The organism is Paenibacillus ferrarius, from assembly GCF_002027705.1.
Classification (GTDB): Bacteria; Bacillota; Bacilli; order Paenibacillales; family NBRC-103111; genus Paenibacillus_E; species Paenibacillus_E ferrarius.
In genome coordinates, this window is record NZ_MBTG01000036.1 from 43,595 (window position 1) to 63,360 (window position 19,766).

The window sequence follows — 19,766 nt, forward strand, 5'->3', positions numbered from 1 at the left end:
TTGGCAGTCTATCCCACCGTTTTTCCACATTTCGTCCAAAGTTTTGCCTAAGTTGAGCGGTACAATGAATCGTGTAAGGCAAATACAAACTTTAAAGGAGCTGATACCATTGAAAAAAGTAATCTTTGCTCTCTCCCTCGGTCTGCTGATCGGATCAGCAACGTCGGCCTTGGCCGCGACGAACGAGACGGTGCGGGCGACAGTTACGAAGTTCGTTATTAAGGTCAATGGCACCGAGAAGGCGCTGCAGACCTCGCCTATCGTCGTGGACGGCACGTCCTATCTGCCAGTCCGCGAAGTCGCTGGGCTGCTTGGTGCTGAAGTAAAATATGACGATGCAACACGCACGATTTCGTTGCAAACACCCGTTCTCATGGATGATAGTATGAAAACGAACCTGGGTGGATTAAAATAATTGATCAGATTGAATTTCCATTCTCGATCTAGTAAAAGCAACAGTCTTCCCTTCTCGTCCCCGCTTCCCCGTGATTGAACAAAAATCTGCGTATTCATGCTGGCTGCGATGCGTCCGAGCTTATCGGGCGCTATTTCCATTTCAAACTAATACTCGATTGATCTTGCCTCGTCAATCCTTGGATAGGCATGTTACCGGCAGCTCGAATTTGCACATTTTAACCTGACATAAACTGGTCGTTCTGCATGTGAACTTCTTGCATTCGTATGAATATAGCTGTCAGGATCTATTTCACTATAACTGTTACGGGTTCTGATAATCTCTTGATGAGCCTCCTTCTTTCTCTGAATCTAGTTCCAGTTGCTTTCTCTAAGCCTGCAATTATGCATCTTTTTTGCTCTTGGAATAGCCTTAACTATTAAATTCCTGCGTTTGTGCAGGCTTTTGAGGCTTTTTCTGGATGAGCGGCTGAAAAAGATAAAAATGCCTGCACAATTGCAGGCATTTCCACTTTTTAACCCAATTCACCAGGGAACTCCTGTATTTTTGCAGGCTTTTACACAATGGCTCATTTTGCCGAAAGATACAATGTGCCAGCGCTCCCTCGCAAAGCCACGCCGCGCAACTTCTGTTTGGCTCGATGGATTCTTGACTTCACGGCGCTGATCGACGTTTGCTGATAGTCAGCGAGCTGTTCATACGTCAAGCCATATTCGTAGACGAGCAGCAGTTCCTGCCGGTTGACAAGCTCTAACGAAGAAAGCAATCCATGAAGGAAATCCTGATCGACGATTGTCCGCTCAACATCGGTTTCGTCCTTGTAGGCTTCCCTCAACGCACCATAGATGTTCATTTCCCGGCACCGTTTGCGATACATGTCAATCGCCACATTGCGGGAAATTGTCTTGAGCCATGCTTCTTGGTGATCATGCTGCTCCAACGAGTCGAAGTGACGATAAGCCTTCAAGAACGTTTCTTGAACCGCGTCCTGTGCCAGCTCACGATCCTTGATGACCGAGAAGGCGGAAGCATACACTTGCTTGAAATACCGGGAATACATCACTTGGAACGATTCGACGTTACTCATTTATATACGTCTTCACCCGGTTCTGGATCAGCTTGCTGACTTCTTCCGCCGATTTCTGCCCGCTCATGAAGCTATTGAACTCCTCCATCGCGATCGTTAATACTTTCATATCGCTGGATCTTCGGAGGTCCGCCTCCGAGATCAGCTTCTGTACCTCTTCAATCCGTTTTTTCGCCTTTTCCATATCCGGCAGCATGTTTTTCGGTATCGGCGTATCCAGCGTTCCGTTCTTGATTTTCTGCAACACTTCATTGAATCTCTGATCGGCGACGCTCTTATTCATCGGCAATCCCGTGAGATTCGGCGAAGCTTGCATGTCATCAGAAAGCAAAAACTTGATGAATGCCCATGCTTCCGGTTGAACGCCGGATTTGCTGTTCATCCCCAAACTGTAATGGAACTTGAACGGTAAACCATTCTTTTTTCCGTTTGCGCTCGGCTTCTGGTAATAATCCAGATTCGAGGCCATCGTCAATGCATCCTCGGGGCTGTAGATGCCTGCCATTATAAATGCCCCTTTGCTGGAAGTGGACGCAAACCCGGAAAGCCCTTCATTGAGCAAGCCCTCGTCATACATCAACTTGATTTCTTTCATCATGTTGCGGAACAACTCCGAGTCGAAGCCCGGCTTGCCCTGCCCGACGAGCTGAGCGTAATTATCCTCAATATAATCGAAGAGCAGGTCTGTGGGAGACAGGTTTTCGAATCCTTCGTACCCTTGTTGCTTCAATTTCTTCGCGACATCCTTAAATTGCATCCAGCTCCATGGTTTATTCTGGTCCACTGAAATATTCGCCTTCTTCAATAACTCGGTATTTCCGCGAACAAGATCAAGCGAATAGGAGAGCGGTATGACATACAGGCCGTCCCCGTCTTGGGATGCCTTCAAGATATTGGCGTATAACGCGTTTCGGTCGAATGAGTTGTCTTTGGCCAACAGATCGTTCAAGTTAACCAACAGTTTTTTGCCGACAAATTTGTCCTGAGGCAATTCGTTCATGAGCATAAGATCGGGCCCTTTGCCAGAAATAACCTGTGTCGTCACCGATTGACCATACTTTTCGATATCTGCCAGCGAGAGGGATTCCATGCTCATGCCGCCTTCTCCAGTTTTCGGCAGCGCCTTGTATTCCTTCATTTCGATATGAATGTCCGCATGCTTTTCCTCAAATTTCTGCACAGCACTTTCCAAGAAACGATCTTTCATCATAACCGAGACAACCACGGTTTTCTTGCCGCCCTTCGTCTCGCCCTTGGATTCGCCTCCGCCGTTGCCGGAACAAGCGGATAACAGCAGAACGCTGGACAGCGTCACGATTAACCCTATTTTTTTCAAATGAATCATCCTCTCAATTTAATCGAACCCGATTGCCTTCCTGCAGTGGCTCGCTCGATTCCGTCACGATGTCTTCCCCCGAGTAAACGCCTCCGAGCACGGCGACCTCCTCGTCGTTCGCCTTCCCCGTCTTCACGTAAGTCTTCTGGACCGTGTACGTGTTGCCGAGTGAACTTCGCTTCTCGCGAACGACGAACACATAGCTGCCCGTTCCGTCTTTTTTGAGCCATTTTTTATTGATGACGAGCCCCTGCTCCTTGAGCGGCTTCTCCAGGTTAACACTGGCTGACTCACCTCCCTGCAGACCATCGTCCGACACGTAGACAACAATCGTTCTTTGACCTTTGGCGCCTCCGTCTGAATTACCGCTACCCATATCCGGCTTGTTGGCACCTCCGCCGCCGTTTCCCGGGGAAGCGGCCTTGATTTCGGCGATTGTTCCTTCGATCTGACGCGGCTCATCCCCATTCACGTTAACAGGCACTTTTTCGTCCTTTCTCATCAAATCGGCAGACTCTTTATCCACCGTGAAGGTGAATTGGAACCCTTCGCCGGCTTCCACCAGCGTCAGCACCGGCTGGCCTTGAGGAACGTTCAAGCCTTCCTTGGCTTGAAGATTCAACACTTTGCCGTCCGCAGGAGCTATCAACGTGCGTTTTCGTGCCAGATCATTGCGCATTGTTTCGATTCTCCGCATCGCTATGTCCCGATCCAGCCGATCCAATTCCAAGTCGCGTTTCGCTTTGCGAGTCGTTCCCTCGTCCCCTGTTCGCTGAACGTCGACGAACTGTTCTTGCAGCAGCTCCCGGTTTAAATTCCGTTTCTTAAGCTCGTCTTCTGCATCGAGAAGCTGCTGCTGCGCCTCCGCTGCGTCGAACGTAACGAGCACCTGGCCTTTCTTTACTTGTTCGTCACCACGGACATGAACCTTCACCACCTTCCAGCCGCTATCACTGTTTAACTCGATTTGCCGGCGCGGTGTGATCAGACCGCTGCCTTCGATGCGATGAGCCAACGTTTTTTTCGCAGGTTTATCTATCGTCACTTTAGGCAGCAATGCAGTTTGAAGTGTTTGGCTGAACAACGTCAACCCCGCCAATATGAGAAGGAACGCAGCCAATGCAATGCCGGCAATCCGTTGTCTCTGCAGTACCATGTTGCTAATCTCCTTTCGCTCAGCCTTTCACGCCGGAAAGCTGAATTCCTTCGATAAAATACCGTTCGGCGCTTAAGAACAGGAGTACCATAGGCATCATATACACAACCGAGACGGCAAACGAGACGCCCAGCTCATCTTTCTGAATGCGGGAGAGAAAGACCGAAAGCGGCTGCATCTCGGCGTCCTGCAGAAAAATAAGCGGTTGTTCAACCATGTTCCAATAATCGACGAACAGCAGCACGACGAGTGCAGCGATGCCCGGCTTCACCATCGGCAGCGCAACCGATAGGAATATGCGCAAGTATCTCGCCCCGTCCATTTTGGCCGCTTCGATATAAGCCGAATGGATGTGGAGCATGAATTGCCGAAGCAGAAAGACGCCGAAGGCGCCGAATACGCCAGGCAATATGATGGAGCTGGGATGATTCAGAAGACCCAACCGGTCGGCCATCAAGTAGTTGGGTACCAGCGTCACCTGGAACGGCATCAGCATCGTCATCAAGTAGAGGAAGAACAATCCTTCCCTGCCTGGAAACCTCAGCTTTCCGAACGCGAATGCGGCGAGCGTTGCCACCGTCACTTGTCCAATGATGATAGGAGCCACCATCGATACGGAATTCCAGAACAGGTATAGAAATTTCGGCGTCGCGATCAATACTTTGTCGTATTGCTGGAACGAAACCCAGTCGGGGATCCATTTGAGATTAACGAATACGCTCGTGTCAGTTTTGCCTAACATGCGGTAATTCGCCAGAATTTCCCGCTCCGTCATGAAGGAACTAACGACGGTCAAGACGACGGGCATCAGCAGCAGGACGGCGATCGCGATCAAGAGCAACGAGCGCAACAGCGGTATGACCCATTCCTTCGTCATGTCATTCACCTCTTTCTTGTGCTTACTCCATATAAGAGCGGAAAATCCGCTCCGTACGGAACAGCACGAACACGAGCGCCATAATGCAAAGCGCCATCAACACCGCTGCAGACGAGACTTTCTGGACATCGAGGGACAGGAACATATTGTTCATATAGTGCTGCATCATATAGATGCGGTCGTGCGGGTAAGCGCCGGCGACGAGATACGTCTCGCGGAACACCTTGAACGAATTCAGCACGGACATGAGCACGACCAGAAACGTCGTTGGCGTCAAATACGTGAGCGTAATTCCGACCAACTTACGAACGGGACCCGCCCCTTCCAGACCGGCGATTTCATAATAATGATCCGGAATGTTCTGCAAACCAGCCAGGAACAGGATGACGTTGTATCCGATGTTCTTCCATACATAAACCAACACGATTACTAAGCCAGCCCACTCGGATTTCATCCAGTCGTGGCGGCTAAAGCCGAAATACTCCATACCGGCGTTTAGTGCACCGTTCCAATCGAACAAAATTTGCCAGACAAGCACGATTGAAGCTACGGGTACAACAAGCGGCAGTACATAAGCAGTGCGGAGCCAGTTTCGGAAAAATATCCGCTGGTTCAAAAGCAGCGCCAACAAGAGCGACACGACGACGAGGATCGGCACGCTGATCGCGGTGAACCAGAATGTGTTGGACGCCGCTTTTTGAAACGAGGAGCTGAGGAGCAGCTCCTCGTAGTTGGACAACGTGAAGCCTCCTCCGAGTCGATCCTGAAACGAATTCAGGACACTCTGGCCGAACGGAATGAGATAGAACACAGCAAATCCAGCCAGACTCGGAGCCAGAAAACCGAGGGCAGCCATAAGCTCCCTGCGGGCCAGACGGTGAAATTTCAAGAAGAAACCTCCATTCGGGAGCCGGTAAACGATTTGTGAGGAACGGCTTTACGTAGACTAGTGTACAAACAAATCCGGTTAGTAAATATGAAAGCAATGTGGAAAAAGTGTGGAATCCGGCCTCAGCGGAATCTATTATGGTAAAATGGTTCTCGATAAACGTTAGGGGGTTGCCGCATGAAGTCCTATCAAATCGCCGTAGTCGACGACGATGCCCAGATTCGGGAAATCGTGGAGGCTTATTTGCTCAAAGAGGGATACCATACGATTACATTATCGACGGCGGAAGACGCGCTCGAGCTGTGGAAGAACGATCCGCCCGACATGTGGATTCTTGACATCATGCTTCCGGGGATGAGCGGCTTCGAGTTATGCCGGCATATCCGCAAAGAGGCGGAAGTGCCGATCGTCATGATCTCGGCACGTGACGAAGAAGTCGATCGCATCCTCGGGATCGAGCTTGGCGGCGACGATTACTTGACAAAGCCTTTTAGCCCGAGGGAATTGGTCGCGCGCGTGAACCGCTTGTTCCACCGGGTCAGTTCGATTCGCCAAGCCCTGGAGAATTCCGCCCCTTCGGGGCCCGAGTATGCGACGATCGAAGTTGGCGAACTGCGGCTCGTTATGGAAGAAAGGCGCGTTTTCTGGCGTGCGGAAGAAGTCGAAATAACGCTGAAGGAATTTAAATTGTTGCAGACGTTGACCGAGCAGCCGAATCGGGCGTTTACCCGGGATGAACTGCTTACGTTGATTTGGGGAGATAATTATTACGGGAGTGATCGGGCGATCGACGATCTGGTAAAGCGGCTGCGCAGAAAAATAAAAGAGCTTCCGGTCGATACCGTATGGGGACATGGCTATCGGCTGCGAATGGAAAGGACGGGTCAATAAGATGAAAATGGTTTATCGGCTTCATCTTTCATTTGCCTTGCTGCTGCTATGTATTTTGGCGATCACTGCGGTTCTGATTTATCCGCTGCTGCTTGATAATTTGGTGGACAACCAGCGGAAAGAGCTGCGAAATCAAGCCAGCTTGCTGATGGATTTTACTCCAGTCATGCCGCTCATACCTACCATGCCGGTCATGTCGATGATGCCGATGCAAATAACGGATGCACCGACAAACATCGAAACGACTCCTTCTACTGGGATCACGAACGCAGTACTGATCGCGCCTGGGGAGCAGGTGGTCTACAGTACCTTGTCCGGCGAAGCGACGGCAGAGCTGATGGAATTATCGAAACAATACAACCTCGACTCAGAGAAAATCTGGAGAGGCAAAAACGATCAATATATTGTCGAAACGTTAACCGCGAGCCAAGGCAGCGAACCGGACTGGCAAGGGGTCACGGCGATGATGGCAACCCCGCTAAGTAAAATTAAAGCTATGCAGCTTGCCTTGTTTAAACGGCTGCTGCTCATCCTATCCGTCGGCGGGATCGTCGCTTTCCTACTGAGCATGCTCATTACGAGAAGGCTTGTCAAACCGCTCGGGGACCTGAGGAAAGAATTGAACAAGGTGGAAATGCGTCGTTTCTCTGAAGTTCAGTTAATTGAAACGGGAGGCGAAATCGGAGTAGTCGCGAAGGCCGTTTACGATCTTGCCGGCGAATTGGAGAAGTACCAACACACGCAGAAGCAGTTTTTCCAAAATGCCTCGCACGAGTTGAAGACGCCGCTCATGTCCATTCAGGGATACGCCGAGGGCATCAAGGACGGCATCTTTACGGGAGAGCATGCCAATAAAGGTCTAGATGTCATCGTCAAAGAATGCGACCGTTTGAAAAAAATCGTGACGGAAATGATTCTTCTCTCCAAGCTGGAAAGCGAAGAAGGAATATTCCATATGGACCGCTTCCCCGTACGGGAATTAATCACGGAGACGTTGGAGCGCATCGATCCATTGCTCATCAAGAATGGCTTGCACATTGAGATAAACGGACTCGACAACGGCCAAGAACTGTTGATCTATGCAGACCGTGAGAAACTGCTGCAAGCACTTATCAACATCTTGGGCAACGCGGCTCGCTATGCCAAGGAAACGATTCGCATCCAAGCTTCTGCTGACGCCGAAGGAATCCACATCGGAATTACCGACGACGGCCAAGGGATTCCCGAACCGTTATTATCCCAGCTTTTTGAGCGGTTTGCCAAAGGAAAGAACGGCGAGACGGGGCTCGGCCTCGCCATTTCCCGCGCCATCGTTGAGGGGTGCCGTGGCCGCATTTCGGCCCATAACGAGCCGGGCGGCGGTGCTGCGTTTGTTTTGCGGTTTCCAACGCTACCAACGAATGCATCTGCATTTTGAAATTCCCGAGTACAAGTTCGGTTATAAGGCAGCTCATTGAGCTTTTCTTCTATATCGCTACTGTTGAACCCGTTTGGGATGGTGATGAAAGAAAAGCTGAATATGATATTACGGTCCCAGATGTAGGTAAGTATTCAATATCCGCCGAGAAACCAGCTGGAACTGACATCTTTTTTATCACAAAGATTTCCTTAGTGTTGCAGGGTTAGAGTTCATATTACGAAATGCTGTTGAAACGCTCAACAGCGTTTTTCCTATATCTATGTTTCACCTTCTTTTCAGATATAGAAAAAAGACTGCCGAGATTTCTCGACAGCCATTTGTTATTCAAATATTAGGTGAATCTCTATAAGCGTTAACAATGGTATGAAGTAGTTCTTTTTGAATGTGCTCCATCAGCTTATGCATGGCTCGACCTCTGAATTGTTCAGCTCCACTGAAGAATTACAGCAGAAATCAAGATAGCGAACCCAGCGCTTCAGGGCTGAAAGGCTTCAGCTCGTCAAGTCGGCCATCGCGGACCTTAGCCGCCCATGCCGGATCAACCAGCAGCGCACGGCCGACTGCAACCAGATCGAACTCTTCGTTGTTAAGCTTGTCGGTCAAGGCATCCACATTCGCCGTACCTGCATTTTCCCCTCTAAACGAAGATAGAAACTCATTATCCAAACCTACGGAGCCCACAGTGATTGTAGGTTTGCCGGTTAATTTTTTGACCCAGCCTGCGAAATTCAGATCGGAACCGGCGAACTCCGGTTCCCAGAAGCGGCGGGTCGAGCAGTGGAATACATCAACGCCCGCTTCTACAAGCGGCGCAAGGAATTTGGCCAGTTCATCCGGATTGGCAGCCAATTTCGCCTCGTAATCACTTGATTTCCATTGCGATATCCGCAGTACGATAGGGAAATCAGGTCCTACGGCGCGACGGCAAGCCGCAATAATTTCAGCCGCAAAACGAGTTCTTTTCACAAGGTCTCCGCCATAGCTGTCGGTCCGTTGGTTCGTTTTTTCCCAGAAAAACTGATCGATTAAATAGCCGTGAGCACCATGAAGCTCAATCCCGTCAAAGCCGATCCGCTTGGCATCCGCCGCCGCTTGTGCATAAGCAGCAACAACGGAATCGATCCTTTCCTGGCTCATTGGCTCATTGACTTTTTCCCCGGTCGCGAGATCCAAGCCTGAAGGTCCGATCGGCAACTCCTCCGGATTCGGAACGGCTCCTACCTTACGGTCCGTGCCGATATGCCACAACTGCGGCATAATCAGCCCGCCAGCTTCATGTACTTCCGCGACGACGTTAGCCCAGCCCTTCAGTGCTTCCTCCCCATGGAAATTCGGAATATTCGGATTATTGGTGGCAGCCGGATCGTTGATCAGAGTGCCCTCCGTAATAATAAGCCCTACACCGTTCTCGGCACGGCGGCGGTAATAAGCAGCCACATCAGGACCCGGCACTCCTCCGGGAGAGAAGGCTCTCGTCATTGGAGCCATGACGACCCGGTTCTTTAGCTCCAAAGTACCAAGCTTGAAGGACTCGAATAAAGGTCTCAGCTTGGAAGCAGGTTGGATTTTATGATTATTCATTTTAGCATTACCTCCATTACGAATAAATTCTGGTTTAATAAGCCTCGCCATTCAAACTGTCATATATATTATTACAGTTATTGATTTTACTATACCATACTATTTGCAAAAGCACTACTTTTACATACAGCTTCGCTAACAATCATCCAAATTTTTAACATATGCAGTTGAAGAATACTGCCCGTCCCTCAAGGGACAACGGCAGCCGATCGTTTGCCGACTGCCGCCATGTTTGATTATAATAAAGTTCTCCGTTGAACAAATTAGCTTTTGTTGTCTATAATAATATTCGTTGGCTCAGGCGATAATGTAACAAAAAGAATCCCCCCATTTCTCATATCATGGTACCTATTATATAAAGTAAGCGAGAGTGAAGATGTGAATATTAGAGTCGCAAATGAATTTGACTACCCAGCTTTAAGACAAATATATTTGGAATCCCGTCGTAAAAGTTTTCATTGGGCGGATATAGATGCAATGACTTTGGATGATTTTGATAAGCATACAGAAGAAGAGTATATCTTATTAGCAGAGGAGAATAATCAAATCCTAGGATTTTCTTCTCTGTATTTGCCGGATAACTTTATCCATAATTTATTCGTCCACCCCGATTTCTCCGGTAAGGGTGTTGGTGGTCTGCTGCTCCATGCCTCTATAGAAAAAATGAAAAAACCAATCAGATTGAAGTGCGTATCAGAAAATCAAGCGGCGATGAAATTTTATGAGAGTAAGGGCTGGAAGAAAGTCGTTGAAGAAGGTAATCCACACGAAAGATATTGGGTTATGGAATACAATTGACATCTCCGCGCTGCCTGTAACGGCAAGTCTTCTTAGATGTTCGTCATTTTCATATCTGTTAAAAGTTACTTCATTGGAAAAGGGAACAGCTGCCGCGGCGATCTGCTCCCTCTCCATTTCATCATAGAATAATAACCCATTAATTTGATACGTTAGTTCAATAAACAACTAATCATAATTGCTGCGTGCGATTTAATTTCCTTCTTCTAAATATCTCGACACAGAAACTAATCAATAATGTTAGCAAAACTCCAATAGTAAACGTGAAGTAGTTAAAATATAGTGTATTTGTATATTGATAAAACGGCCAAGGGAATGTAAAGACATCTGGAGGAAATTCTCCCCTTTTCAAATGACGGAAGAGAGATTGGACTAGATTATATTCGCCGTAAACGCAAAGGAAGAGCAATAGCAGTATAATCACAGGCAATATGGTAATGTTATTTCGATTACGATAATATGATCTACTGATTTTATAAACGAAGACCAACATGAATAAGTAAACAGGGATGGCAGGATAGACGAATAGTAGTCCAAAGTTTCCATTTCCTGAAATACCGTGACCTTCTCCTCTATATTTTAAGGTAAATAGATCGATTAGAAAAAATAAAACAATGGCTGCAAAAAAAGAAGTCAATAGTATGGTCAAGTTAATCTTGGATTCCCTCTGCATATATCAACCTCCTACGTTAATTCTTAATGAATCTGCTCCACAGCCCTGATCCCTACAGGGACAAACCTAAATTTAATTTCGGTCATACTCCCTTTAAAAAGTTCTTTATTTCATTCCAAGATTCCCCGTTCGAAAATATAAAATAGTGATCACCACGATGTATCGTCTTCATTGTTTTTTCTCCTCCCCATGCAGCAACAAGGTTTTTAGAATATTCGATAGGAATATTTATATCTAAGTCACCTGCTAAGCATAACAACGGAGTTTTAATAGAAGGAGCTTTTTCTAATGAATTGAAGGATTCTTCGATAAACGGTGAAAGAGGAAACATGTTATGTAGCTTTAAGACATTTGATATTCTATGGCTTAGTAATTTGGAATTATTATCATATGGGGAAATGAGGATTGTACCTTCTGTAGAACGTTCACTTGATAAATTCACAGCGATCCCCGTTCCCAGGCTATATCCCATAGAGACTATTTTCTTATTATCAATATCGCTTCTTTTTGAAAAGTAATCATAGATAGAATTAGCGTCATTGTATAAACTAATCTTACTTGGCTCTCCTTCACTCAGTCCATACGATCTATAATTAATCAGTGCTACAGACCATCCCTCTAAACCCTCAGCAAACGATATCATATCAGATACTTCTTCCCCAGAACCGCCGAAGTATATAAGTAGCGGGGCTTTTTTATCACTCGAATTTTTTATAAGCCATCCATACAAGTTTATATTGTCAGATGTGTTGAGTTTAATCTCTTCAGCGTTACTATAAAGTAAGCTAATCTTATCAGAAATAGATTGATCAATCTTTTTAGGTTGATAAACCAAATGATTAATTTTAATAATTCCGTCTAGATTTTGATAAATAATGAGACAAAGAAATAAATAGGAGCCAATTGTTATTGAAAAAGTTAAGGATAGAGCTGCAATTGCTTTTCTTGATTTTTTTTGAATGACTCTCATTAAAATAAGAGCTGTAAGTAAAAATAAAATAATGGAACACACAGCGAGAATATTTATTGTTGATGAATACTTTCTGAATATTTCTAAATCTCCTAACTTATATTGTCCTAAATGCTTAGCCCAATATGTTACTTTATAAGAGATAATAAAACCTGTTACTCCCAGAATACTCAATAATGTAGAAATTATAGTGAGGAAAAGCACTCGTTTTTTACTAAGTTTCAACTTTGCATCCTCCATTCAAAATAAAATAATTTGCATGTAGCAATTAATGGGAACTTCCATCATCGTTACAACATACATATTAGATGTTATAATTTGGAAATTAAAGGCACTAATTTTACCTATTCATTAAAATTATTGACATGATTTTTTTGTTCTGTATAAAACAAAAAAAGGCAGTTGCGAGAACTGCCCTTCCATGTATTAGACTAACGTTCCCAGTTAGTTTAATAATATTTCAATTAACTGGTTTGGATTATTAAATAAAAATGTTGGGTTTAGTGGGGAAAGCCTATCAAGTTTACCTTCTCCCCAAAGAGCCGCAACGCTAGTCATGTTTGCGGCATGTGTGGCTTGTATATCTGTCGGCTGGTCTCCAACATACAAACACTGCTTTGGCTGTATATTAAGTTTTTCAGCTAATTGTAATAAAGGAACAGGACTTGGTTTAAAATCAAGACAATCTTCCTTTGCCAAAACTGCCTCAAAGAAAGAAAACAACCCCGTGTTTCGTAATTCTGTCTCTGCATTTTGTTTTAATTTAGAAGTGACAATCCCAAGTTTAAATCCATTTTCATGGAGGATTTTAATCATTTCCCTAATCCCATCATATTCTTCAATCAGATGATTATATTTTCTATAATAGACTAATGTTTCTTCAATAATCTCTTCTTTTTCGGAAGATGATAACAATGGGAATACAATATCTAAAGCGTTAAACGGTTTTCCGAGCAAGAATTGTTTTTCAGTTTCGTTCATTTCTCGATTTAAGACTTTTTGAATCCCGTAATTATAAGCTTCTGTACCCAGTCCCTCACTATTAATTAAAGTACCGTCCAAATCAAAAAAAATACCTTTAAATCGGCTCATCTCAACTCAGCTCCCTCTCTCATCTCAACTCAACTTTTCTCAAACCTATTCCCAATTATATCCTGCTTCCTTATTTAAAAACAATCACCTTTATAAGTTTAATGGCTTTATACCATTTTCTTCTAGGGTTTTCATTAAACATCACCTGAATTTTAGAAGGTATACCACGATTCAAGGGGTATTCTCCGTAGTTAAACATGCGTTTTCTAAAAGTTAAGTATTTTTGTCATTGTTCTCTTTTTCGTAATTCCCAACAATTTGCTTCAACTGCATAACTCATGTATGGTAATATAATGTTAAATTATAGATAATATTTGATATCTATTTCTGAACAAAATGAAGGTTACAATAAGAAATTGCTACTATAAGGGAGAGAACGTTTACTTATGAAAAAAACAATTGTTTCTATCATCGGAATATCTATGCTATTTGGTGCTGGAGTAGGCGCTTATGCAAATGCAAATCTTCAGGAAATTAAGGCTTACCTGAACAACGATATTAAAGTTAAAGTGAATGGTAAAGTAGCTACGCTATTGGATCAACAAGGAAACGTGGTCACCCCTATTACTTATGATGGAAGCACGTATTTACCTGCTAGAGCTATTGCCAATTCACTAAGTGTTGCAGTAGACTACGATGCAGCAACAAACAGCGTATTATTCGGGGAAAAAGTCGAGGGTACCCCGGTTAATGCTGTTCAATCCTTTGCTCTTTCAATTAAAGACCCTACTTTGACTAAATATAAGAACAAGGATTATGTGGAAGTATTCAACATTACAAGTGACAATGGAGGCTCCAATTTCACTTTTGAGCCAAATAAGAAATTTCAAAAACTGTATTTACAAGTAGCAGCTGTCGACACAGAAATCAAACTAATAATTCAAGATGCTGCTGGTAAACAGATCCAGCATGATAATGTGAAAGTCGAAGATGGTTTGAAAACGATCGAAGTCAATGTGGCTGAAGAAAAAGAAGTCACTATTTTTTATGAATTTGTAAACCCTGGTAAGAATGCAGGGATGTTCGTACCCTTAACGACCTCATATTACAAATAATTTTGCGTGATATTTGCAACATTTGAATAAAGGAAGCACACATGATCAAGACCTTGTCTTGATCATGTGTGTTTTTTTGTGCTATAGAGAGAGGGGTTTGTGTAGTAATGGAACAAAAATGGCAATAGGAATTCAACGTTAAGGTAATTTGAATACAAAAACAGCCGATTCTCACCATGATAATGGGGGGAACCGGCATACGTGTAAAAATAACTCATAGACTGGATACCCTCATGTGTAAAAACCATTCTTAATCACACACAAGGTAAGAAAACTCGGCTTTTTACTTGCAAATATTGTAATATCGTATATTTTGGTTAAAATGTTGGCTGGACCCCTTCAATCTCACTAATTGATGTTGAACTATTGTGTCCCGTTAGTTAAATCATATCAGCTCTGAAATAAACATTGGTGTAGCTCCATCCTCTGTATTAAAGCCAAATTTATTATAGAAATCCACTGCATGAGGATAAGAAATTAATACTTTTGTTTTACACCCTTTATATCTATCAAGCATCATATTCATTAATTCCTTACCTATACCTTTACTCTGATAACTCGGATTAATAAGCATATAATGAAAATATACCGTTAAAACACCATCTGACAAAGCATTTATTAAACCGACAAGCTTCCCTCCTTCCCAAGCTGTAACAATTGAATGAGACCCTCTGATTGCTTGTAAAAGCTCATTTGGATACTTGCCAGACTCCCATTCTACCGAAAGGAATAACTCTTGGAGTGCATCCTTAGTGATATCCTCTATGCTTGAAGCGTAATAAATACTCATCCATATAACTTCCTTTCATACTATCTACGGTTCCAATATTACCATTAAAAATATGTATAGAATATGGATTGACTGAAGAAGAATTTGTATTCATTTACATAGAAAATTCATAAAAATACCTCTCTTGCTTAAACATACTAATCCTGAGAGCTTATAGCGTTAAACTTCCAGTTACATTAATGAAGACAGGGAGCAGTAGCCATGGCCTCTGCTCCCTATTGTTTATTGAACTAAAGTTTTCTTTAGAGTCTAACGCCACTTTTCTTATGCCAATCCCTGTTCCTTAAGTAGTTGTAGCTTCTCGGTAGGAATGCTTCTTGTCAAGTCGCCATCTTCAACAACGATAGCTTCCCATTCCGAATATATTACAAAATCAGATGTTATCGGTAAAACTCCGCTCCAGTCAAAGGAGTTTAATTCATATGCAACCTCAAACCTTACATTCTGAGATGCTTCCCATGTCTCTTCCCAATCATCGTCCTCAGTTAGTTCCATGAATAATTCCTGTTTATTCTGAAACGAAGGCAGTATTTTCTCTAACCCTACCTGGTAATTAGCAGGCATTTCTGCGGAATTCCATAAATATTCTAACTTTTCACTAACTTCTTCTTGAATCATTTCATCCCGAAAGGATTTAATACCAAGTGTGATTAGTCCAAGAACAGGTTCGCTCTCAGTCCCAAAAAGGGAAATATAACATACTTCATCTAAATCGCGTAGCTTTATTTCTTTTACTGCATTTCTAATCTCACGGAGCATATCTTGTTTCATTTCTTTAAGAAGTTGTTCTTTTTTCATCTCTACACCTCTATTGAATAATTTCGAAACTTTATTCCTCGTAGACTCTACATTATCCTTCCTATTTCCTCAGTAAATAAAAAGAGGAGAGGACGCAAAGGCGATCTCCTCAACTATAGTTCTCCGTTTCTTAATAGTTTCCGGTATTAAGTTCCATCTTCTTTATAGTAATTCAGACCTGACGTATCAAATCTAATGAGTTTTTTAGCTGTCTCTGTGTCTTTAGTTTCGCCTAAATTAATTCCTTAATCTATATTTATGTACTATTCTATTAACCTATCGTTATTCATAACTCCAGATAACGTTGCGTCTAGAACTTCAATTGTTTTTGAATTTATTAAGTACATTTTGTTTTTCCTTTTCTCAGTATACAAAGTTATAGAAATGAAATATACTCTCTCACACTTTAAACTCTTTCATATCCCAACAAATTAATCTACTTGTTTTAAAAAATGCAGGCACCTGCCACCACACTCTACTGCCCTTTAGTTGAGAAAAGGCAACCGACCCATTAAGGTCGGGTGCCTTTTCTTGTTTTTATTGAGTTCTCGTTCAGCGTTCCTTAACCTTGAGATGTTGATATTTATTGATAATGTGATGCTTCATTGAGATTGAATAGTATTCTAATAACAACAAGAAATAGTGCCATTAGAATAAGTGCATAACCTACCCAACGCAAACTTAAACTCCTTTGTGACGATTTCGAACGTATGACGAATAGTAATCCGGTACCTATAAACAATACTATAATTATTCCAAAATTGACCAAACGAACACTCCTTTCATTTAGTCTCACTCTTGTTTAGATGTTAATTGTGTAAGTTAGGTTTCGTTATCCCGTCCGTTTGCGCAAAAGGCTGCACGCGGCAGCCTCTTTAGGTTTGTTCAACTATCGTTAGCGTAATAAATCCATTATTTTGTTTGCATATGCAATCCAATCCTTATTATCAGTATTTATTTCTATGGTTGGGATGCCAGATATACTAGATTGATTACATAATTCCAATTGAGTATGTATAAATTCATCGGCTGCCTTTTTGATTTCTTCTCCTGTTTTGTTCGTCCATTCGTGAGGTGTTCGACTTTGTATTCTTTGCTCTACGTTTTCAGGAGATATTGTTAATAATACACATTTAGCCCCAAGGTTGAGCATTTCATTTTCAAGTAATTCGATTTCATGTGAAGATATGGTGGGAAATGCTACTCTGTGATTCAAATGAAATCTTTCCAATATAAAAAATAAACCTCTCGATCCCCGAGATGCATCTGGACCCAGATAATTAGCCCATTCGTTTAATTGTCGTAACATGCTAACCCGTTCTCTCAATAGCTGAAGATGTTCTTCACGATTTAAACGTTGAAACTCTCCATGAACATTGTTTAATACTTGGGAATAATGTTCACTAAGAACAATGATACTACGCTCCGATGATTCATCCTGTGCTTGAAGTAGCTTTAAAGCCTTTAAAACAGACGTTTTTCCAGCATTTGAATACCCCTCAAGAATAACTCCTCTTATGTGGCTCACTTAAAAAACCTCCGACTAAATTGATATTTGAAATCAATTATATGAAAGATTACTGCCAGTTAGCGGAATGGTGCGGCTTGCAGAAATGCAATCGGCGATGGATTGGTTCCATCGCCGCGCTATCGTCTTCGTTAGTTGAATTCACGTTCGTGTGTTAAGACGTTTAAATTAGTATGAAATTAATTGAAATGTTTCTTAATAGACCACACTGATATTATGAGCAAAAGAATTGAAATAGCAAAATACTTTCCAACATGCAAAAGAAATTCGCTGTAAGTTATAGTAGGGTCATCAAAAAACAATGTCCCTGCTCCTAACCATAACAGACAAAGCATTGTACCTACTGCCCCTACGGTTGCAATAAGCTTTAAAATTTCAATCATTACTCTTCTCATCATTACTTTTCTCCCCCATAAATCTCGATTGGGTCAAAAGATGGCGTCCCGTTGATTAATTTCATTGTTCCATGAACCATTCCTTTGAATGCTCATCTTTACTAAGTTTTAAACAAACTCCCGTTACTTCAACAAGCAAAGGAAGCCGATCGTAATGCGGCTGCCGTCATGTCATGATTGAACTATAGTCCCTGTGAGCTTAATGTAACGCATTTTTCATTTGAAGTATCTGATTCATTGTTTATTGTCTTTAATAATGGAGACTATTACCATAATAAATAAAACAACAATTGTAGTAAGGACCACACCACCCAACAAAATAAAACCAATTTTTCTAATCAATAATCCAACTACAGCATCAAGCATACAGCCCCTGCCTTTTTGGTAATAAATTTATCATTCATTTGTACTTATGTGTAAGTATTAAAAATTTATAGTACCAGAAGGTAGTAAGGAACTGCTCCTGAACATTTATGCCTTATAACAATATTAGTTTGCTTTGTGCGACCCTGTTGTGTATTAACGAAATCTGTCCGTTAGCACAACAGGCTGCCGCGGCAGCCTGTTGTGGTTTGTTCAACTATAGTTCCCAGTTAGCTTAACAATCCATTGCTGTTAAAGTCTACCGCACACTTTATCCGATTTTTCGACCTATGGCCTCCACCATATTACTAAAGACCTCATCCCAGTCCAGGTTTACATTTTCAATTATATAGGTTGGAAATGGCAGCATATCAAGCAGCTTCAATTCGATCCGCTTGCGGTTTTCCATAAACCCAATATTTTGTTCCGTCGCAAAGTGGGGCTTTGAACGGATGGAAGAAATCCAAACCTGCTGCTCCCGCACACTCGGCTGTGTTAAATAAATCACCACAGGATGCAAAGCAACAATCTGATCGGCGATTCCCTGAATATGCTGCTCGATATTGTGATCAACAGCTTGATAATGACCTAACAAGTCATGAATTTGATGCTGAAAGAACACTGCTTCGAGTACATATACCTCCTCTGAAGTGCTGGCAAGCTCAGAGAAACGTGCCCAATGCCGCTGAATCGAATATGTAAACTCTGACAGCGCGGCTACTGGCGAATCCGTCCAGCATAGCTCTCGGGACTCCAACTCTGAATAGAGCGCATCCAACTCTTTGAATTCATTGACTTCACGATAAGGAATCAGATAATTGTTACCATTTTTTATGGCCCATGATCTGATTTCATTAACGTTGTCTGGGTATCGCATCAGAAGGTCCTTATATTCGTCTTCTCGAAAGAAAGCGTGCCAATTTAAACTCGCAGGATGCCCTATTGCACCCTCGTCATAAAAACGGGAGGAAATGCCTTGCTGTACCAGGTAGTAATGCAATCGTTCTGCTAACGTCGATTTGCCCGTCCCACACAACCCTTCCACCAAAATTAGTTTGCAATTGTTTTGCATGCGATTTGCTCCCAATTCTTATTTATAACCGTAACTTCATATCGGATACCGTAAATTTCATACCTATCGTCTGTATTACATTTCCTTTAATCTCAATAAAGCCTTCTTCCACAACGACAGGAATATCAAGTGATGACAGCATCTTTGTCCAGAATTTGACCGCTCTTACATTCGATTTGAACATACCCACATCGTACCGACCCGAAAAAATTTTAAAAATTTGCATGACAGCATCTTTGGCAATATTCGTGCCTCTATATTTGGGCAATACAAATAACTCCTGCACCGAATAGTCCACATCTTCTGCAACATAAGGAGGGGAAGTAACGAGGATAAACCCGACGATTTTTTCATTAAGCTTAATAAAGTAAGGATACAACCGTACATCCCTGTAATATGGCGAGATATCTTCCATATCGAATGTGCCTTCTGGTCCGATATCCTCCTGTGAGTAAACTGAAAGCTCATAGAGATAATAATTAAATAAGTTTACAAATTGTTCTTTGTTATTATCTGTTATTTGTTGTATTTCCCGTTTTTCTTCCACTCTACATTCTCCTTCACAGGAATTTAACTTACA

At 42.9% G+C, this 19,766-nt stretch carries 19 protein-coding genes; 5 read left to right on the forward strand and 14 right to left on the reverse strand.

What is annotated here, in order from left to right:
- Window positions 1-109 precede the first annotated feature (109 nt).
- The gene (locus BC351_RS30495; RefSeq protein WP_158082279.1) at window positions 110-415 is read left to right on the forward strand and encodes a copper amine oxidase N-terminal domain-containing protein; all 306 of its coding nucleotides are present in this window, start codon (window positions 110-112) and stop codon (window positions 413-415) included.
- 568 nt (window positions 416-983) lie between these two features.
- Here BC351_RS30495 and BC351_RS30500 read toward each other — a convergent pair.
- From BC351_RS30500 to BC351_RS30520, 5 genes are read right to left on the reverse strand one after another with little or no spacing between them, the layout of a single operon-like run.
- Window positions 984-1,502, reverse strand: a complete 519-nt coding sequence (locus tag BC351_RS30500) for an RNA polymerase sigma factor (RefSeq protein ID WP_079418150.1) — start codon at window positions 1,500-1,502, stop codon at window positions 984-986.
- Complete coding sequence (locus BC351_RS30505; RefSeq protein WP_158082280.1) at window positions 1,495-2,838, reverse strand: ABC transporter substrate-binding protein; 1,344 nt, start codon at window positions 2,836-2,838, stop codon at window positions 1,495-1,497. The genes BC351_RS30500 and BC351_RS30505 overlap by 8 nt, the downstream gene beginning before the upstream one ends.
- A 13-nt stretch (window positions 2,839-2,851) precedes the next feature.
- The gene (locus BC351_RS30510) at window positions 2,852-3,994 is read right to left on the reverse strand and encodes an efflux RND transporter periplasmic adaptor subunit (protein ID WP_079418154.1); all 1,143 of its coding nucleotides are present in this window, start codon (window positions 3,992-3,994) and stop codon (window positions 2,852-2,854) included.
- 19 nt (window positions 3,995-4,013) lie between these two features.
- Window positions 4,014-4,871, reverse strand: coding sequence for a carbohydrate ABC transporter permease (locus BC351_RS30515; protein ID WP_079418156.1), 858 nt, complete (start codon window positions 4,869-4,871; stop codon window positions 4,014-4,016).
- A 22-nt stretch (window positions 4,872-4,893) separates the two neighbouring features.
- A complete protein-coding gene (locus BC351_RS30520) occupies window positions 4,894-5,727 on the reverse strand; it encodes a carbohydrate ABC transporter permease (protein WP_079418194.1) in 834 nt (277 codons plus the stop codon).
- 210 nt (window positions 5,728-5,937) lie between these two features.
- Between BC351_RS30520 and BC351_RS30525 the strand changes: the two genes are divergently transcribed.
- Complete coding sequence (locus tag BC351_RS30525) at window positions 5,938-6,651, forward strand: response regulator transcription factor (RefSeq protein ID WP_079418158.1); 714 nt, start codon at window positions 5,938-5,940, stop codon at window positions 6,649-6,651.
- Window position 6,652: 1 nt separating this feature from the next.
- A complete protein-coding gene (locus BC351_RS30530) occupies window positions 6,653-8,068 on the forward strand; it encodes a sensor histidine kinase (RefSeq protein ID WP_158082281.1) in 1,416 nt (471 codons plus the stop codon).
- Window positions 8,069-8,524: 456 nt separating this feature from the next.
- Here BC351_RS30530 and BC351_RS30540 read toward each other — a convergent pair whose 3' ends face one another.
- Window positions 8,525-9,652, reverse strand: coding sequence for an NADH:flavin oxidoreductase (locus BC351_RS30540; protein ID WP_079418164.1), 1,128 nt, complete (start codon window positions 9,650-9,652; stop codon window positions 8,525-8,527).
- Window positions 9,653-10,030: 378 nt separating this feature from the next.
- Here BC351_RS30540 and BC351_RS30545 point away from each other — a divergent pair, with 378 nt between their 5' ends.
- Window positions 10,031-10,450, forward strand: coding sequence for a GNAT family N-acetyltransferase (locus BC351_RS30545; protein ID WP_079418166.1), 420 nt, complete (start codon window positions 10,031-10,033; stop codon window positions 10,448-10,450).
- A gap of 755 nt (window positions 10,451-11,205) precedes the next feature.
- Here BC351_RS30545 and BC351_RS30555 read toward each other — a convergent pair.
- Together BC351_RS30555 and BC351_RS30560 are read right to left on the reverse strand one after the other, a co-directional pair.
- Complete coding sequence (locus BC351_RS30555) at window positions 11,206-12,318, reverse strand: dienelactone hydrolase family protein (RefSeq protein WP_079418170.1); 1,113 nt, start codon at window positions 12,316-12,318, stop codon at window positions 11,206-11,208.
- A 219-nt stretch (window positions 12,319-12,537) separates the two neighbouring features.
- Entirely contained in the window at window positions 12,538-13,185 is a 648-nt protein-coding gene (locus BC351_RS30560) for an HAD family hydrolase (RefSeq protein ID WP_079418172.1), read from the reverse strand.
- A gap of 386 nt (window positions 13,186-13,571) precedes the next feature.
- On the opposite strand from BC351_RS30560, the gene BC351_RS30565 reads away from it, so the two are divergent.
- Window positions 13,572-14,240, forward strand: a complete 669-nt coding sequence (locus tag BC351_RS30565) for a stalk domain-containing protein (RefSeq protein ID WP_079418174.1) — start codon at window positions 13,572-13,574, stop codon at window positions 14,238-14,240.
- Window positions 14,241-14,625: 385 nt separating this feature from the next.
- On the opposite strand, the gene BC351_RS30570 is transcribed toward BC351_RS30565, so the two are convergent.
- From BC351_RS30570 to BC351_RS30595, 6 genes are all read right to left on the reverse strand, one after another.
- The gene (locus BC351_RS30570; RefSeq protein ID WP_079418176.1) at window positions 14,626-15,030 is read right to left on the reverse strand and encodes a GNAT family N-acetyltransferase; all 405 of its coding nucleotides are present in this window, start codon (window positions 15,028-15,030) and stop codon (window positions 14,626-14,628) included.
- Window positions 15,031-15,294: 264 nt separating this feature from the next.
- On the reverse strand, window positions 15,295-15,828 hold the full coding sequence (locus BC351_RS30575) for a hypothetical protein (protein WP_079418178.1): 534 nt from the start codon (window positions 15,826-15,828) through the stop codon (window positions 15,295-15,297).
- Window positions 15,829-16,723: 895 nt separating this feature from the next.
- Window positions 16,724-17,356: a DUF4515 domain-containing protein gene (locus tag BC351_RS30580; protein WP_079418180.1), complete on the reverse strand. Its 633-nt coding sequence runs from the start codon at window positions 17,354-17,356 to the stop codon at window positions 16,724-16,726.
- A 179-nt stretch (window positions 17,357-17,535) separates the two neighbouring features.
- Window positions 17,536-17,754 carry a hypothetical protein gene (locus BC351_RS30585; protein ID WP_079418182.1) on the reverse strand — a complete coding sequence of 73 codons (219 nt, stop codon included), beginning with the start codon at window positions 17,752-17,754 and terminating at the stop codon, window positions 17,536-17,538.
- A 631-nt stretch (window positions 17,755-18,385) separates the two neighbouring features.
- The gene (locus BC351_RS30590) at window positions 18,386-19,186 is read right to left on the reverse strand and encodes a P-loop NTPase family protein (RefSeq protein ID WP_079418184.1); all 801 of its coding nucleotides are present in this window, start codon (window positions 19,184-19,186) and stop codon (window positions 18,386-18,388) included.
- Between the two features lie 22 nt (window positions 19,187-19,208).
- Complete coding sequence (locus BC351_RS30595; protein ID WP_079414474.1) at window positions 19,209-19,733, reverse strand: GNAT family N-acetyltransferase; 525 nt, start codon at window positions 19,731-19,733, stop codon at window positions 19,209-19,211.
- Window positions 19,734-19,766 lie beyond the last annotated feature (33 nt).

Bases quoted from the DNA above. Each gene is read 5' to 3' on its own strand.
- BC351_RS30585 (WP_079418182.1), bottom strand. From the start codon at position 17,754: ATGATGAGAAGAGTAATGATTGAAATTTTAAAGCTTATTGCAACCGTA.
- BC351_RS30570 (WP_079418176.1), bottom strand. From the start codon at position 15,030: ATGAGTATTTATTACGCTTCAAGCATAGAGGATATCACTAAGGATGCA.
- BC351_RS30500 (WP_079418150.1), bottom strand. From the start codon at position 1,502: ATGAGTAACGTCGAATCGTTCCAAGTGATGTATTCCCGGTATTTCAAG.
- BC351_RS30575 (WP_079418178.1), bottom strand. From the start codon at position 15,828: ATGAAAAAAGAACAACTTCTTAAAGAAATGAAACAAGATATGCTCCGT.
- BC351_RS30525 (WP_079418158.1), top strand. From the start codon at position 5,938: ATGAAGTCCTATCAAATCGCCGTAGTCGACGACGATGCCCAGATTCGG.
- BC351_RS30510 (WP_079418154.1), bottom strand. From the start codon at position 3,994: ATGGTACTGCAGAGACAACGGATTGCCGGCATTGCATTGGCTGCGTTC.
- BC351_RS30515 (WP_079418156.1), bottom strand. From the start codon at position 4,871: ATGACGAAGGAATGGGTCATACCGCTGTTGCGCTCGTTGCTCTTGATC.
- BC351_RS30590 (WP_079418184.1), bottom strand. From the start codon at position 19,186: ATGCAAAACAATTGCAAACTAATTTTGGTGGAAGGGTTGTGTGGGACG.
- BC351_RS30565 (WP_079418174.1), top strand. From the start codon at position 13,572: ATGAAAAAAACAATTGTTTCTATCATCGGAATATCTATGCTATTTGGT.
- BC351_RS30520 (WP_079418194.1), bottom strand. From the start codon at position 5,727: ATGGCTGCCCTCGGTTTTCTGGCTCCGAGTCTGGCTGGATTTGCTGTG.
- BC351_RS30540 (WP_079418164.1), bottom strand. From the start codon at position 9,652: ATGAATAATCATAAAATCCAACCTGCTTCCAAGCTGAGACCTTTATTC.
- BC351_RS30560 (WP_079418172.1), bottom strand. From the start codon at position 13,185: ATGAGCCGATTTAAAGGTATTTTTTTTGATTTGGACGGTACTTTAATT.
- BC351_RS30530 (WP_158082281.1), top strand. From the start codon at position 6,653: ATGAAAATGGTTTATCGGCTTCATCTTTCATTTGCCTTGCTGCTGCTA.